14 protein-coding genes are annotated in these 15,916 nt (G+C 46.9%); 1 reads left to right on the plus strand and 13 read right to left on the minus strand.

Annotated elements, in window-relative coordinates; translation table 11 throughout:
- Positions 1–48 precede the first annotated feature (48 nt).
- From DP091_RS29245 to DP091_RS29310, 13 genes are all read right to left on the minus strand, one after another.
- Positions 49–1,215: a bis-aminopropyl spermidine synthase family protein gene (locus tag DP091_RS29245; protein WP_113061555.1), complete on the minus strand. Its 1,167-nt coding sequence runs from the start codon at positions 1,213–1,215 to the stop codon at positions 49–51.
- A gap of 484 nt (positions 1,216–1,699) precedes the next feature.
- Positions 1,700–2,353 (minus strand): sigma-70 family RNA polymerase sigma factor, encoded by a 654-nt coding sequence (locus DP091_RS29255; RefSeq protein ID WP_113061556.1) that lies wholly within the window; start codon positions 2,351–2,353, stop codon positions 1,700–1,702.
- Positions 2,354–2,567: 214 nt separating this feature from the next.
- On the minus strand, positions 2,568–3,524 hold the full coding sequence (locus tag DP091_RS29260; protein WP_258394735.1) for a zinc-dependent alcohol dehydrogenase family protein: 957 nt from the start codon (positions 3,522–3,524) through the stop codon (positions 2,568–2,570).
- Between the two features lie 98 nt (positions 3,525–3,622).
- Complete coding sequence (locus tag DP091_RS29265) at positions 3,623–5,047, minus strand: N-acetylmuramoyl-L-alanine amidase family protein (protein ID WP_258394736.1); 1,425 nt, start codon at positions 5,045–5,047, stop codon at positions 3,623–3,625.
- 236 nt (positions 5,048–5,283) lie between these two features.
- On the minus strand, positions 5,284–6,363 hold the full coding sequence (locus DP091_RS29270; protein ID WP_113061559.1) for a hypothetical protein: 1,080 nt from the start codon (positions 6,361–6,363) through the stop codon (positions 5,284–5,286).
- 60 nt (positions 6,364–6,423) lie between these two features.
- Complete coding sequence (locus DP091_RS29275; RefSeq protein ID WP_113061560.1) at positions 6,424–7,824, minus strand: sensor histidine kinase; 1,401 nt, start codon at positions 7,822–7,824, stop codon at positions 6,424–6,426.
- A gap of 3 nt (positions 7,825–7,827) precedes the next feature.
- Complete coding sequence (locus DP091_RS29280; RefSeq protein ID WP_113061561.1) at positions 7,828–8,487, minus strand: response regulator transcription factor; 660 nt, start codon at positions 8,485–8,487, stop codon at positions 7,828–7,830.
- A 247-nt stretch (positions 8,488–8,734) separates the two neighbouring features.
- Positions 8,735–9,556: an MBL fold metallo-hydrolase gene (locus DP091_RS29285; RefSeq protein WP_113061562.1), complete on the minus strand. Its 822-nt coding sequence runs from the start codon at positions 9,554–9,556 to the stop codon at positions 8,735–8,737.
- Positions 9,557–9,642: 86 nt separating this feature from the next.
- Positions 9,643–11,577 carry an ABC transporter permease gene (locus DP091_RS29290; protein ID WP_113061563.1) on the minus strand — a complete coding sequence of 645 codons (1,935 nt, stop codon included), beginning with the start codon at positions 11,575–11,577 and terminating at the stop codon, positions 9,643–9,645.
- Complete coding sequence (locus DP091_RS29295; RefSeq protein ID WP_071221574.1) at positions 11,552–12,322, minus strand: ABC transporter ATP-binding protein; 771 nt, start codon at positions 12,320–12,322, stop codon at positions 11,552–11,554. Before DP091_RS29295 ends, DP091_RS29290 begins: the two co-directional genes overlap by 26 nt.
- Before the next feature lie 567 nt (positions 12,323–12,889).
- The gene (locus DP091_RS29300; RefSeq protein WP_113061564.1) at positions 12,890–13,876 is read right to left on the minus strand and encodes a sensor histidine kinase; all 987 of its coding nucleotides are present in this window, start codon (positions 13,874–13,876) and stop codon (positions 12,890–12,892) included.
- Between the two features lie 9 nt (positions 13,877–13,885).
- Complete coding sequence (locus DP091_RS29305) at positions 13,886–14,578, minus strand: response regulator transcription factor (RefSeq protein ID WP_113061565.1); 693 nt, start codon at positions 14,576–14,578, stop codon at positions 13,886–13,888.
- Positions 14,579–14,639: 61 nt separating this feature from the next.
- Positions 14,640–15,374, minus strand: coding sequence for an acyl-[acyl-carrier-protein] thioesterase (locus DP091_RS29310; RefSeq protein WP_306438137.1), 735 nt, complete (start codon positions 15,372–15,374; stop codon positions 14,640–14,642).
- 195 nt (positions 15,375–15,569) lie between these two features.
- On the opposite strand from DP091_RS29310, the gene DP091_RS29315 reads away from it, so the two are divergent.
- Positions 15,570–15,827, plus strand: coding sequence for a GlsB/YeaQ/YmgE family stress response membrane protein (locus tag DP091_RS29315; protein ID WP_006208269.1), 258 nt, complete (start codon positions 15,570–15,572; stop codon positions 15,825–15,827).
- Positions 15,828–15,916: the final 89 nt, after the last annotated feature.

Raw genomic sequence — 15,916 nt, forward strand, 5'->3', positions numbered from 1 at the left:
TCTGTCCCCCTATTATAACCTCCCCTCGATTGTTTCCACAAAGATAAGTCAGATCGTTTTCTTAGCCAGCCGTGTGAACGTAAGATTGGCACATACGGGACAGCCCTGCTTCTTCAAATCCTCGATCGTAGAATAATCACCCTGAACGCCTACCTGCAGCTCGCCCTGACATTGGATGCATCTGTAAGTTCGGACCGTTCGCCTAACCTCGCCTGTGTAGAGCTCCTCCTCGAAAGAATCCGTAATATGAGGCTCCGTAAATTCCGTCGTTGTTAGCACGATCATCTGACCGCTGTTGCCGATCATCTGCGCTCCGATATATTGATTGAAATGAAGCAGCGCCTGCTTTACCGACAACCCCATACGAACGAATTCACGCTGCATGGACCATGTGAAATCGGGGGATTTGTGCGCGAAGGAGAGAAAGATGGGGCATCCCTTCTCGTGTTTCAACGCGCTAATCCCTCTGGATAAGAACAGGGTCAGCCCTTGAAGCGTATAGGGCGGATCCGTAAAAAAACAATCATATTGCCCGCTCCAGCCCTCAGGCAAAGGGCGCCTGAGATCGATATGTCTGCAAGTAACCGCTAAGCCTTCTTTTGCAGCCGCGACCTGGATATACCGCAGGAATCGCTCATCGATATCCATTACGGTAATGGCGGCTCTCTGGTCCTTTGCGTTCGGGAACAGCCGTTTAAGCAGCAGACCCAGCGAAATGCTCACAAGGTCGTCATCGCCAACGCACAGGATGTTCTTGCCGATCAGACTGTGCTCCCTCAGACACAGAACGGCTCTCCGAAGACTCGTCTCAACCGTGCATTGGGATTGGTCGATCTGAACATCGACTTGGGGGCGCTGCTCCAGGATCTCCGTGAGCCTCGCTAGTACATCAGAAAGCTCCGGCCGCCAATCGGTTTCTTCGGCCATAAGCTTCTGATACAGATCTAGATCGATCCCCCCGTATCCCAGTTCATGTTCAACATAGGCCTTCCCGGCAGAGGTGCAGCGAACTCCCCGCTCTTGAATGAGAGCACCTGTCTTGATGAGCTCCTTCTTGATTGCCGCAGTGACTGGAACCGGTAGATACGTATGTCGTGCCAGCTCTTTGGTTGAAATACCGGGCCGCATATAACTTGCTACCAGCAGCTGTTCGATGACCTGAACGCCTTCCTGCAAACGAACCTTGGTTTTCACTTCTTCTATAAAATTCATCATATGAATCACGCTCTTTTCCTGAATATGGGGTGGTTATTGCCCCTGGAAAAGAACACACGTAACCCCATACGTGCTGCAGTAATAAAAAAAGGACAGAAGTCCATGAACCATCGTCCACCTTCTGTCCCCCAAGCGGGAAGCCGTGCCCGGGGCACGGCTGTACAGTCAATATATATGGGATGGCTGTTGTGTTCTTAACCAGGTGGACCCAGAGCCTTCGCGCCATGACAAATAAACCTCACGTATAGTAGGTTTTTGCCAAAACACAAGCCAGAGTCCTATACAATTTGGTTAGTTAAGAACACGCACCGACATCAAGACAGCTCCCCTATTTTTCAATATATCCCGCCGACTAAAACCTGTTGGCCATAAAAATAATATCCTTCTTCACTTCAAAACCGTGTTTCCGATAAAAATCTTCCGCCGGAAGATCCTTTTCCGTAAGCAGCACCATGCAATGAATGTTAATCGATTTTCGTTTCCATTAAGCCGTTACACCCCATGATCTATGAATGATATCGTAATCCCCGATAAGCCTAGCCGTCCGGATCATCATGAGTATAGGAGCAAAGTTCCTAAGACTCGGCTCCTTACACACTATCGGGTCATGGCTCACGTTCCTTTCCGTGGAAGGATCCAATCTTTCCGCCAATATGGCACGCGCCCGGTACAGCCGGGATTTCACCGTTCCTTCCGGTATACCTACCATCTTGGCGATATGGTTGATCGGTATATCCCGATAATAGTGAAGCTGAATAACTTTGCGTAAATCATCTTCCAGATGAGTCACGGCTTCGTTGAGTTCGATCGCTTCATACGGCAGTGCATCGGCACCCCCATTGGCAAGTTCGACCGTCCGCAGCCGCTGCTGGGAGCGCAGCAGTTGCAGGCATTCATGAATAAGAATTCGGGACAGCCATGTTCTAAAATAAGCAGACTCCTTTAAGGTCGACATCGCTGCGAAGGATTTATAAATCGCTTCCTGTACGGCATCCGCGCAATCCTCTTCCCGCCTCAGATACAAGCGAGCTAATCCATACAAATTACGCTCGCAAGCGTGGACCAGCCTGCTAAAGGCTTCCCGATCCCCATGCTTGGCAAGCTGGACATCGCGTTCTATATTGGATTTCTTGTTCACATTGGTAGACCTCCTTTGCAACACTTCCTTGGCCTTACATAAGTTAGATGCCTGAGAGCGCGCTTAGGTTCACGCCAGTTCATATTTTTTAAAATATCTGCTGTGCCATCACCTTCATTTTCGCACAAATCCGTTAATCATTTTCATATTGAATTAACGTTCTCAAGAATCAATGATTATAGTTTCATGTTTCCGTTCGAAGACCATTCGTACGTTAGTTGAATGAAAATGGTTCCAAAATCACTTTCCCTATGTGACCACTTTGTTGAGTTTCTATAATTGCTTTCTCATATTCCCGTAGACTAAAACGCGTTCTTGGCGCTTGAATGGTCAATTCCCCATCTATCACCAATTGGAATACCTCACCAAAAGTTTCATGCCACCGAACATCGGAGATACCTTCAATCCATCTCCTAAGCCAGTATGGTTTCACTCTGATATTAGAATGTTTTTGGTGTATCTGAGCCCAATTCATTTGAGTTCCTGACATAAGACCAATATTTAAGACTGTGCCACCTGGATGGATACACTCAATCAGGTCGTGTCCATCTTGCCCGCCAATGCTATCAATACCCGCCGTTGCCCCCCTCTCACAAGTCAATTCCAAAACTCGAGGGACAAGCAATTCTTTAGACGTGTCAATTACTGCCCAAGCACCAAGCGAATACAGATCCTGGGTATGGCTATCATTTCTTACCACCGCAATCAATCTGTATCCAAACACCTTTGAAAACTGTGCAAAAATACGTCCTATAGCAGAACCGCAAGCATTTACAATGAATACATCATCAGACTTTAACCCCAATTCTTCTTTACAAATAAGCCACGCTGTCATAGGGTTAATGTACATTTGGCTGGCTGTTTCGTTATCAATTTCAACGGGAACCCGAATTGCAAGATTGGCTTTCGTTTTCACGTACTGTTGCCAAGTTCCTTCACCACGTAGAGGCAGTACCCTTTTACCTAAAAGGGATAGTGTTACGGATGAACCAACAGCTTCAACAACACCAACCCCTTCATACCCTGGTACTGCTGGCAGCTGAATTCGATGTTTATAGGCACCCTGAATCGGAATTAGGTCAGAAGGATTAATTGGACTAAGAATCATTCGAACCACTATTTCATCGTGCTGAAGTTGTTTATCGTCTACTCGTTGTTCTAATTCCAACACTTCAAGAGGATGTCCAAACTTCTTATACTGTAAAGAAATAAACTCCTTAATGTGTATCTCTCCTTCCTGAATGATCCATGGCAGCCCGTCCGTTTTCCTTACTTGATGCTCAGATATTCTTTAATTCCATCGACAATAGCTTGAGCAGCTTTGTATTGTACGGTATTGGATAGCATTGCTTTTTCGTCGGAGATATTGCTCAGGAATCCAATTTCCAATAGGACAGCAGCCATTTTCGTTTCTCTAATGACTTGAAAACTTTTATCCTTCACACCGCGGCCTTTAAGCCCCATTGCATTGATTAAGCGCTTGTGTATAGCGTTAGCCAGCTGTTTACTGCTGCTTCGCTGATAATAATAAGTCTCTGTACCATTGGCCTGAGGTGACTCAAGAACACTGTTTCCATGTATAGATACAAATACGTCGGCATTTAATGTATTGGCAAGCTGCACACGTTCTGTTCGGGTAGGGTACACATCACTATCGCGGGTCATCAATACTTCGATCTCAGGCTCCTTCAAAAGGAGTTCTTGCACTTTTAGAGATAATGCAAGGTTAAAATCTTTTTCATGTTTATTAGAAATACTTGTCGTTCCCGGGTCACTTCCTCCATGTCCAGGATCGATCACTACAATCTTTCTCCCCCGCTCACCTGCCAAGGGTTCTTGAATAGGAGATTCGAAATCGCCTGTATCATTTAAATCAATAATCAGTTGATCACCGATAAACTCATGATGAACTTGAATTATACTATCTCGATTCATTTCAATGACGATTCTGATTTGATCTGGATCACGATTAAATAACGAATATCTCACTTCCGATACATTGGGTTGACCACTAACATCCAACTTAGCCATAGATCCCGAGGCTAGTGGTTGAGATAAATCACCAAACGTTGTATTAGGTAAATCAATAACAATTCGATTAGGATCTTTTAAATTAGAAATAATCGGTGTAACAATCCCATTCAAGCTTACAACAAGCTGGTTATTCACAAAATCAATTTCGCTGATATGTGTTAACGATACTTGTTCACTGTTTTCTGAATGGGGAGCAGAAGCTTCCGTTTGAGCAGAATTATTGGTACTGCTTGTCAAATATACAATTTTACCCTTGTTGTCCCAGCTCACAGCGAGTCCCATCTGTTCACTTACGAAGCGTAGAGGAACCACTACACTTTTATTCAAAATTTGAGGTGCAACATCCAGTAATATGGGCGTCTCAGCTACCATCGCTTCTCTTTGGTCAACGTGTAAAGAGATTGTCTTCGAATTTTGTTGGATTGTTACAGAATGCGATGTTTGATCCCAATCCACACCAAACTTTAGATTTTCAGCAACAACACGAATCGGGACCATCACGTGCTTATTAACCACTGTAACCTGGACATCAGAAGGCAACATCACTTCCTGACCATCTAATATGATCTTAGATTGGCCAGCTGCTGCATTACTCTGATCTGGTAAATTGATAAGAAAGAATAGGAATAAGATCATTAAGAGAAACGTTTTTTTCATCATGCACCCCTACTATGATTTCTTTTAGCTAATATTTTTAATACATTCTTAAAAGTTAACTTGTTTATCTTCGATAAGGTTAGTTGACACAAAAATCCCACTTCATAATAGAAATGGGATTTTTGTCTGGTGATAAATTGTAGATGATTTAATTAGACAAACCAATTCTGAATGAGTTCTCTGTTATCACATGCAAGTTTGTTCGGTTTTGTATAGAACATATACTATGACAATAACTACTATAGAGCTGGTTCATATAAAAGACATCGTAACGTTTTTTCGGGATATCGCAATTCTGTTATATATTTGTTACCGTCTTCCAAGTTGATGGTTATGGCTACAATACCGCGCTGATCATATTTGACATCTTCAATGATTGACGCATTTGTGATTTTGCGAGTTTCACCCTGTTTCTCTCTCACAATTGATTTAGCCGCATCGATCCAACTGTGATCCTGGCTGATCTGCTCTTTCATAACTGCTGTGATTGGCGTTCTCTTATAGTTAGAGTTGAAAAGCGTCGTATCAATCACATTCCCAGTCAAAGAATCTATGAACACATCATACATAAAATAAGTTTCTCCGCTAGCTTGCAGACTCTCCACATTGTAAGGCTGAAAAAGAACAAACCATTCCCCAATTTGCCCAGGACCAAATTTATTATATGATGTGATTACTTTCAGTTTAGAGACATCGACATCAAACAGACGAGTTACGCTGTCATGAGCCTTTGCCAACGCATCTGCTTCACTTATATCTTTCGTATCGGGCTGGGGCTTGACGATCCGTTTGCTCAGAGCAAAATTCACTCGGGAGTGCCAATCAATATACTGCAATAATTCCTCATCTGTCAGATGCCGCTCGGGATATACATAAGTTGCTTTATTCAAGTCTAAATAGAAACTATAGTTTCCCTCTTTAAGGGGCAAAGGCTTCTGAGGACGAATGCCTTCATAGTTATATTGTTCCTTCAATACCTTCAGCCTTTTAGCCTCCTGATCGGTCATTTTTCGGTTACTTGCTTCCGCTCCATCCTTAATGTCGTCAAAATAATGATAGATTCGTTGAATATCCTCGTCCGTCATCGTTTGTTCCAGATAGTCCTTAACTGTCGTTGCCGGAATTGGCGCTTCTACCTTTAAAACTGGGATCTTGCTGTTTGCTAAAGTCGTTTCAGGTATTCCTTGCTGCGCAGATTCCCCATACCGTTCAGGTACAGACGGGGGGACAAAATGCAGGACAGCAAACGTGCTGGCTGCAAGCAATCCGCCAGAAATGGCGAATATGGCGAGAGTCGCCAGGACATTCTTTTTGTTCACAGTTATAACCTCCGCTTTTTATGTAGCTTGGCCGCCTATACATACCTTAACTTAAACATGTTATCGAGTTAGAAGCTTGTTGTTATGAAGTTGTAAATTAATTCGAATGGTTGTGCCAATATGTTCCTCGGATTCGAGAAACAGCATCGCCTGATGCGCCTCCGCAATTTGACGGCATAAAGATAAGCCAAGTCCTGCTCCCCCATGTACGCTCGAACGGGCGTTGTCCACTCGATAGAATGGCTCAAACGCAAGTTCAGCCTGCTTGGCATTCATACCTTTTCCAAAGTCGCGCACCTCGAGTACAGCTGCGGAATTCTGTTCATAAGCAAGTAGTCTGATTTCCGAACCTTCGGATGAAGCGTGAATTGAATTTTCAATGCAATTGATCAGAAAAGACGCTAGTAAATCACGATCCCCCCATACGCTGTCGATTTCAGCCTGCAGGACAAGATCAACTCCGGCCATCTTCAAATTATTGTGTTCCGTTCGCCGGACAGACTCAAACAGATCAATAACCGACACAGGTGTACGTTCTACCGGCTGGTGACTTAGGATGGAAAGATCCAACAGCTTAAAGACCAGGTTTTTCAAGCGCAATGTCTCACTCCAGATATAACCGCTGGCCGTCATTCGTTCCTCCTCGCCAATGTTTGCGGAATTCAAATATTGGGCAAAGCCCTGCATGCTTGTCAGAGGGGTTCTCAGTTCGTGAGCCAGGTTATCGACAATTCTTTGCTTTGCCTCAGCCATAGCAGAAAGCTCGGTTACATGACGTTCCACGGCTTCGGCCATTCGGTTGAAATTCTGGGCCAATTCTCCAAATTCGTCGTTGTTCTTTAAAGTCACCCGCTCACCATAATTTCCTTCTGCGATATTTTTGGTCGTATTGGATAATAACCGCAAAGGTTTTGTTAACTGTCGGATCAGGATAAACAGCAAAGCTATAAGAATTGGACTGGCAATAAAATTGATATAAACAAAATAACGATTTAATTCGCCTTGTTTGGCATACAACTCTTCGATATCCCGCCGGTATGTCAGCAAGAGGTGCTCGTAAGGAGCCGGCAGCTCTTTGGATATGGTAACTTTGCGCACCGTTTCTTCATCTGCTTGTTCATTTTGTATTATAGGCACGTCCTTTGTAGCAGACTCGTCGCTATAAACTAACTGTCCCCGATCCCACAGTTGTAAAGCGATTCCCTGTTGTCGATAATAATCTGCATAAGACCGTGCAACGTCAGATAATACGGCGTCATTGATGGACATCCCCCGGGATTTGATGGAATTCAAATTTTCATAGATGTTGTTGGCAATCAACGCCTGCTCACTGGATGCCCTTTGAATCTCTCTTTCCATGTTAAGTTGCCAGCTTTTTTTCATAATCATAATTACGCTTATATCAAGGGTCAGAATGAATAAGATAAGCACTACCAGTAGTGTTTTCTGCCAAAATTGCATGCCTCACTCCTCCGATTCTAGACGGTAACCAAGCTTATATATCGTTTTTATGCGTTCTTCCCACCCTAGTTTTTTGCGAAGCTGGCTGATATGTACGTCCACGGTGCGGGTATCGCCTTCAAATTCATATCCCCAGGCAAGCTCCAACAGCTTTTCCCTGGACAACGCAATATTTCTGTTCTGAATCAAAACCTCCAACAGTTCAAACTCTCTTGCAGTCAATTCAATAAGTTGTCCGTTCCTGTAAATCTTCCGAGCCGCCAAACGGACATCTACCCCGTCCGCTATAAATCCGTCATGTTCCTGTGTGTTTCGACGTAAAACCACATTTATGCGTGCAAGCAGCTCCAAAATTTCAAAAGGTTTAATAATATAATCATCCGCGCCGAGTTCAAACCCTGTAATACGGTCATATAATGAATCTTTAGCGGTAATAAAAATAATTGGAACATTTAGATGCCGATTGCGTCTCATCAGCTCAAAACCGTCCAAACCGGGCAGCATAACGTCGAGCAAAATGAGATCGACCTTCTCCTGTTCCAGAATTGACTGCATCTCCACCCCATTGAAAGCTTTATAAAACTGATGCCCCACAAGCTTCAAATTCATTGTAATCAAGTCGCTAATCGGTTTTTCATCTTCAACCACCAATATTCTTGCCATCATTAATCCCCCATACATTGCATTGTTGAAATATTATAAGTTCTTAAGCTCCGCAGCTATGAATATAAGATCTTCTCGCATGCCTAGTATAAGAATTATATCGATAAAATGAAAAATACGCGATTAACTTTGCCGGCCTGTTCATCTGTCCTCATATAAAAAACACCGCAAGGTCATCGCCCTCACGGTGTCTCGTTCAGCCTATAAAACGTTCATATCATGAAACGGATGATGGATCCGTCCTCATTCAATTTGGTTCCTCATCCACATACCGACCTTGCTCGGGAACGGCCAAACGGTCAAAATCCCGAGCTAGCCGTTCAAGTGAAGCCGAAAGCTCCTCACCCCGCATCGAAACTCCGTGGCCCGTGATCAGAACTCCGGGATTCAAGCTTGACAGGCGGCGAACCGACTCCCGCGCAAGATCCCAATCCGGGGTAAAATACATCGGCGGACCATGCAGCTCCTTCTCCTGCCCGATGACGGCTAGAGCCGACTCTTGCTTCACCGTAATCACTGCATCTCCCGCTACGAGGACTCGATCCCGCTCGCGGAACAGAGAAATATGGCCGGGGCTATGGCCCGGTGTCGGCAGCCATTTAAATTCAGAAAGACCCGGCACGCTGCCGTCCTCCGGCAGCGGTTGTATCCTGGAGCCCAGATCGATGGCTTTGTTCGGATACATCGGGGCAACGCGGGCCATCAATCCGCCGCCCACGCTTGGATCGCCTGGTGGATAGTCTTCTTGTCCCGTAAGGAATGGGAGTTCATCCCGATGAGCGTAGACAGGTACGCTCCAGCGGTCCGCCAATTCCTTCACATTCCCGACATGGTCGAAATGGCCGTGGGTGAGTACAATGCAAACCGGCGGCTTCCCGAATCTTTTCTCAGCTTCTTCAACAATGGACCCTTCAAAATTTCCGAGTCCCGTATCAATCAGTACCCAGTCGCCCGTCCCCGGCGTACCGATCATCTGAACGTTCACCATCACCGTACGCAAGGAAAGAATATCCGGCGTAATCTCTTCAGTCTCGACTGCCCCCGTCTTTAATATGCTGTGATCATTCATATTGGATTCGCCCCCACTTCTCGTTGTAAGTGCTTCTTGTAATAACATACCCGTTTTGGCACTTTTCAACGAAGAAATGGCGATATTTACTGAATGATTTTGTTGAGACGGTCCAGATAACGCCACCGAGTAATAAAGAAATAGATGACCTGTATGCTCAGGAAGAAGATAAAGATCTTCAAACTGTGCCCAACAATCGAGAAGTCTACCAGCTGCTGCAGGGCTACGAAAGCAACACCGCTATGAATAAGTGCGATCAGCATTGGTAAAAAGAACATAATGACAAGCTGCTTGGTAATGATAGTGCCAAGCTCTTTTTTGCTGAGTCCGACCTTCGCAATCATGCGATACTGCTGTTCGTCCCGGGCAAGATCCGCGTACAGCCGGAAATAAACAAAGCTTGCCGCGAAGGTGAAGAACACGATGCCGACCAAGCCGCTTACCATAAGCAGAATGCCGTTCTGCTGCTGAGCGCTTTTCCAATCCATATACAATGATTTTACATAATAACTGTAGTCCTCATTCTCGTTGAGACGATCCAGAATCGCTCTGGATACATCCCCAGTATTCTTCCAATCCTGTACGTAAAACGTATGGTATGCCGCATAACCGTACTCCTCATCCTGATCCTGCTGTGCCTTGAACACATCGTCGTACAAGCGGTCGGATACGACCAGCGTCTCGCCATAGGTTGCCGGTACGGCAATAAACGTTTCGGCTTTGAACACCTTGACGATTTCCGATTTCTTGCCGTTTAATACCTCGAACTGACTATTTAAGGGACCGTTGATTCGGTAGCTGTTCTTCTCAGAGACCGTTCCCGGAGTCAAGATCCCTTCCAGGTCGCCTAATGTTTCTGCCGGGTATCCCAGCGACTGAATGAGACCGTTATATTCGCTCAGCTTAATCAGCTGCACCCCGTTATCCGAGAAAATCGGGGTAACCTCCGCCTCCTCATAATCGAATCCGCCTTTTTTAAGCTCCTCCCTGATGATATCAAGATGCCGATTCCCTTTATCAGCGTCCTCATCATACATGGAATATGTGTAGGCATATGGGTTCTCCATGGCCGACAGGCCCGGATCTCCAATTGCGAGCGTGGTCCCGATGCCGGTAAAGGCAGATGCCGAGATAACCGAAACGAGGAAAAACATCACCGCATTGTCCTTGATTCTGTACAGGAGCTCCGAGATTGTCAGCAGATTGGTTCGACGAAAGAAAAATCGCTCCTTCTTCTGCAAATACCGCATAAAATATACGCTGAACTGGGTGAAGAGAAAATACGTGCCGATGACAACGAGAACAACGCCTCCAAACAGCAGAATAAAATTAAAGATTTGGAGAATCGCAAAAGCCAAAACCATACCGTATCCGGCACCAATCAACAGGACAGCCAGCACGGCCAGCCAAGGCGAGGCTTTGGGCTGCGGTTTGGGGCTTTCCTCCGCTTTCACGAGCGCAAGCAGCGTACCCTTCCTCAGCATGAACGAAGAACACAGTGCAATCAGCAGGAACAGGACGGCATAAGCCGCTGCTGTGAGAAGAAGCGCTTTGAGCGGAAAATAAAACGGAAGTCCATTATCCACGGCCAGCAGCTTCGCGCTGATTAACAGAATCAGTTTCGAGAACAGAACGCCCGTCCCGATCCCGGCTATGATCGCCGCAAGGCCAATCAATATATTTTCGATGAACAGCATCCGGTTCAATTGCTTGCGGGACATTCCGAGAATCAGGAGTATGCCGAATTCCTTCTTCCGGACTTTGATAAAGGCTCCTACGGAATACAGCAGGAAAAAGAACGAAAAGACAAACACAATGTACTGGGATACCGTCATGCCCATCGTACCCAGCATGGACATGGTATCGCTGGAGGAGACCAGGCCATCCTTCAGCTGCGGGTGAAACGACAGCAGCCCGTAGGTAAAGAAAATCATGACCGAGAAGGCGCTGCTCAGGAAATGGGCGATATACGTGCGCTTGCTGCGCAGCACGTTGTTAATGGCGAACTGGCGAAAATTCATGTCCCGAACCTCCCAGCAGCGATAACACATTGATGATTTTTTGATAAAAGGCCGATTGGCTCTCACCGTATGTGATTTCGTTGTACAACTGACCGTCCTTGATAAACACCACCCGATTGCAGTAGCTTGCGGCAACCGGATCATGGGTGACCAGCAGCATCGTCACTTTGTCCTCTTTGTTTCTCCGGTCCATAATCTCCATGACGTCGCGCGCCGATTTGGAGTCCAGGTTCCCCGTCGGTTCATCGGCCAGGACCAGCTTCGGTACATGGATCATCGCACGTGCTACGGCCGTCCGCTGCGCCTGTCCCCCCGATATTTCGTAAGTCCGCTTATCCAGGATCGATGTAATGCCCAGCTTCTCGGCCAATATGCCGACCCGGCGGTTCATCTCATCCAGATCCACCCCGTCCAGCGCCAAGGGCAGCAGGATGTTCTCCTTCACCGTCAGCGTATTCAGCAGGTTGAAGGATTGAAAGACAAACCCGAGCTCTCGGCGGCGAAACATCGCGAGTTTATCCTGGGATAAACGGAACGGATCTTCCCCGCCAATAAGAATCTCCCCGGATGTGGGACGGTCGATGGTGGATATCATGTTAAGCAGCGTTGTTTTTCCGCTCCCGGATGGTCCCATGATGCCAACGAATTCCCCTTCGTTGATGCTCAAATTGATATTGGAAAGCGCCTCGTGGGACACCGCGGCCTTGTAGACTTTGCCCAGATTGCGCACGTTCAGTATTTCCATCTTGTAAACCTCACCTTCGTTATTCATATCTTGTAAGGTTAGTGTATAGCATCCGGCGGAGCTTCTCCTATCGATCACTCTTTCACCAATCTTACATCGGTGTAAGATTCATGTTTTTACTAAAAGTAATAGAGCTCCGAGCACGTCACTTTTGCGCTTTTAGACCGCTCCAAGTACGTAACGTTCCTACGATCGCTGTTGCCCCCGAATTTTCTGAACGATTACACTGTGGTGAAAATTCGGGTGCAAGGCGAACGCTTCGCTTCTTCGGAATCGTTTCGTCCTCTTTCGCTGGTACGTGCAGATGCCTACTTAGTCTTTAGAACAAAAAAGAACCTTATCTCAGGGTTGTATGATGATTCAATAATCATCGTTTGCCCGAGATAAGGTACTCTCTTAAGTATTTATGGGCATTACTGTACCGCTCCGTAATCTAAGAATGACTTAGATATTGTCTGATTAACCTTACTCGGCGCCTACCCGCGTTTATCTTAACAGTTAATAACCTTACTTGACGTCATGGGCCATCGCCAGTCAGACACGCCAACAGGACTCTTATTGCCAGTCTCACCCCGAAAAAATCAACCTCACGGTCGTTCCTTTCCCCTGCTCGGATTCCAGCTCGATTTGGTGGTTCATTTTATGAACCACCTCCTTGACGAGGTATAAGCCCATGCCGGTGGATTCCTTCAGCTTCCGTCCGTTTTCCCCGGTATAGAACGGGTCGAACACCCGCTTCATGTCGGATTTGGGTATACCCATCCCGCGATCCGTAATCTCCAGTACAACATGACGGTGATCCTCGCTCCGTTGGGCTTGGATCGTCACTTTAAGGCCGGTACCGGCGGAATATTTGACGGCGTTGGACAGCAGCTGCAGCATGATGAACCGAAGCCACTTGGCATCCGTCTGGACGGTGAGGCCCGGATCGATCCGGACTTCCGGATACACATGGCTGTGAATAAAGTAGCGCTTGTTCTCGTGAACTGCATCGACTGCAACCTGGTGGAGCTTCACAGGCTCCACGCTGAAATCCTGTTCAAAAGTTTCGAGCCTGGACATGTAGAGTACCATCTCAAGCCCGCGCCGAATCCGGTCGGACTCTTCGGATATACTCTTGAAGGAATCGTTATCATCCTCTTGCGTGATCACCTCAATGACGGACAGCGGCGTTTTCATCTGATGTACCCATTGATTCATGAAGATCATATGCTCTTTCCGCCGGCGCTCCCACTCCTCCATGACCGTTCGGTATTGACGGTATTGCTCTTCCATGAGCTCGCTAAGGGCCGTGGGCAGCGGGGCCGATTCATTATGCTTGATCGATTCCTCCAGCGACCTGATAGGCTGTGACAGCCGCTCATAGAAATCCCGGTGCGTGAAGTACCGAAATGCCAAGTATCCGCCCAGAATGGTCAGGCCGAGGAAAACGGCATAGGCCGCTGTCACCGGATGATCATAACCGTCATACCAGAATACGAGCAGCACCACAAACAACTCGGCGACCGTAAATAGTATCAAGGGCAGTTGCTCACGCCAAAACAGCTTTTTCATAACCTTCCCTTACCTCTTCCAAACCGTGTGCAGGCGATACCCGGAGCCGCGGATCGTTTCCAGCGCGTTCTCAATCCCTAACTCCGCTAGCCGTTTGCGCACCCGGTTAATATTTACGCTGAGTGTATTATCGTCAACGAACGTATCATCCCACAGCTTCTCCAGAATCGTCTCGCGCGTGACCAGCCGGGGGCTCCGGCTTAGCAGCGTTTCCAGAAGGATGGTTTCTTTTTTGGTGAGTACGGATACCCGGTCCTCAAGGATCAGCTCCATCCGTTCGGGATACAGGACCAGCCCGTCCTTCTCAACCGTACGCTCGGCGGATGCTGCTGCATAATCACCGTATACGCGTCGAAGCTGGCTGTGGATCTTGGCGATGACGATATCATAAGCAAACGGCTTGGTGATATAATCATCCGCGCCGTTCTCGAGTGCCCGTAACTGATCGGGGGTCCCGTTCCGACCGGATATGAAAATAATCGGACAGGTTGATACCGACCGGATCTGGCGGCACCAATAGTAGCCGTCAAAGCTTGGCAGATTCACGTCGAGCAGAACAATATGCGGCTTTATCTCATGGAATCGCTCCAGCACATGATCGAAATCCTCGATGATGGTTCCATCATTTCCGTACCGTTCGATATGCGATTGCAGCAGCCCCGCCAGCTTGGGGTCATCCTCAACAATCATGATTTTGTACATCCGTTCACCCTCCATGAAGCGTCAGGCCGTTCTTCCTTTCCGAAAGACTTCACCTGATGGTTTATGATTCCCTAACGATAACCGCTTCAAAAAAGTTGGTTCCGTCCGGCGACGTCCCCTGCACGTACACCCTGTTGTTCTCTTCTGCCGAACGTCTGATCCGCATCGTATCCTTCAGCCTGGCCTCGTTATGATATGTAATCTTGAAGCCGGTCACTTGCCCTTCCCGAAGCTCCTGTTCACTCAGCACATCAAAACACAGGTCTGCATAACGGGCATTATTCAAATGACCATTCGTATCGATTCCGCTGTATCGGACCATGTACGTATAAGCCTCATCCAGCTGTACTCCTTCCGGTAATACGGCTTTGCTTGGCAGTTCTCCAACCGTTTCCTTACCGATCGGCACCTCATATGGAAACATGGACGGACGCAAAATTTTGCGCTTATGGATATCCACCAGCGCCCATACCGAGCGAGCTTCGCCCAGCCTTTCTCCATCGCTGTTCTTTATCCGATAATCCCGGTGCCACAGCGCTCCTTTGGACCCGCGGCTCCAGGTGTCAACATATATAGTTTCCATATCCCTTGGCATCCGCCGCATATCAAGCTCCAGCGTGATCAGCATCCAGCCCATTCCCCGCTCGATCATCTCCTCGCGACTGATCCCGAGTGCCTCAATATGCCGGTCAGCCGCTCTTTGCAAAATACTGAGCAGCGAAGACCAACGGCAATCCCCTTTAAAATCCGCATCAACCGATTGAATCGTATATTCTTCAGACCATTTCTCAACCATGAGTCCCATGCCAGCTCCTTTATTATTTTCAACCTAACAATAATTCAAGCATAATCAAAAGCCCCGCATTTATCAAAGAAGATACGGTATTTTGTCTGCTGGAAAAAAGTGATTTTGTCATCATCCGGTTTAAAAGTCACGTCTTTGGTTAATAGTAAGGCACAAACAACTATAACTTATACGAGGTGATTAACAATGAGTTTTCTTTGGTCATTAATCGTTGGTGGTATCATTGGTTGGATTGCTGGCTTGATTATGGGCAGAGACATTCCCGGCGGTATCATCGGTAACATCATTGCTGGTTTTGTCGGTGCTTGGCTTGGTGGACTTCTGCTCGGATCTTGGGGACCGGAAATGGGAGGATTCTTCATCCTGCCTGCTCTGATCGGTGCCGTGGTGCTTGTATTTATCGTCAGCCTGATCATGGGTTCGATGAGACGCGGCCGTTCCTAACTTGATTGAACAGGATGAAGGCTTTCAGGGTGCGGATTACCTGCGACTGCCACGATTCAGATACGCAGCGGTAAAATCCACAACCAAAC

This window comes from Paenibacillus sp. MDMC362 (assembly GCF_003269305.1).
Taxonomy (GTDB): domain Bacteria; phylum Bacillota; class Bacilli; order Paenibacillales; family Paenibacillaceae; genus Paenibacillus_AQ.

What these genes read in the sequence shown, in the direction of transcription:
- DP091_RS29310 (WP_306438137.1), bottom strand. Translation starts at nt 15,374, where the DNA reads ATGGTTGAGAAATGGTCTGAAGAATATACGATTCAATCGGTTGATGCG.
- DP091_RS29275 (WP_113061560.1), bottom strand. Translation starts at nt 7,824, where the DNA reads ATGCAATTTTGGCAGAAAACACTACTGGTAGTGCTTATCTTATTCATT.
- DP091_RS29285 (WP_113061562.1), bottom strand. Translation starts at nt 9,556, where the DNA reads ATGAATGATCACAGCATATTAAAGACGGGGGCAGTCGAGACTGAAGAG.
- DP091_RS29280 (WP_113061561.1), bottom strand. Translation starts at nt 8,487, where the DNA reads ATGGCAAGAATATTGGTGGTTGAAGATGAAAAACCGATTAGCGACTTG.
- DP091_RS29300 (WP_113061564.1), bottom strand. Translation starts at nt 13,876, where the DNA reads ATGAAAAAGCTGTTTTGGCGTGAGCAACTGCCCTTGATACTATTTACG.
- DP091_RS29315 (WP_006208269.1), top strand. Translation starts at nt 15,570, where the DNA reads ATGAGTTTTCTTTGGTCATTAATCGTTGGTGGTATCATTGGTTGGATT.
- DP091_RS29295 (WP_071221574.1), bottom strand. Translation starts at nt 12,322, where the DNA reads ATGGAAATACTGAACGTGCGCAATCTGGGCAAAGTCTACAAGGCCGCG.
- DP091_RS29290 (WP_113061563.1), bottom strand. Translation starts at nt 11,577, where the DNA reads ATGAATTTTCGCCAGTTCGCCATTAACAACGTGCTGCGCAGCAAGCGC.
- DP091_RS29265 (WP_258394736.1), bottom strand. Translation starts at nt 5,047, where the DNA reads ATGATGAAAAAAACGTTTCTCTTAATGATCTTATTCCTATTCTTTCTT.
- DP091_RS29305 (WP_113061565.1), bottom strand. Translation starts at nt 14,578, where the DNA reads ATGTACAAAATCATGATTGTTGAGGATGACCCCAAGCTGGCGGGGCTG.
- DP091_RS29245 (WP_113061555.1), bottom strand. Translation starts at nt 1,215, where the DNA reads ATGATGAATTTTATAGAAGAAGTGAAAACCAAGGTTCGTTTGCAGGAA.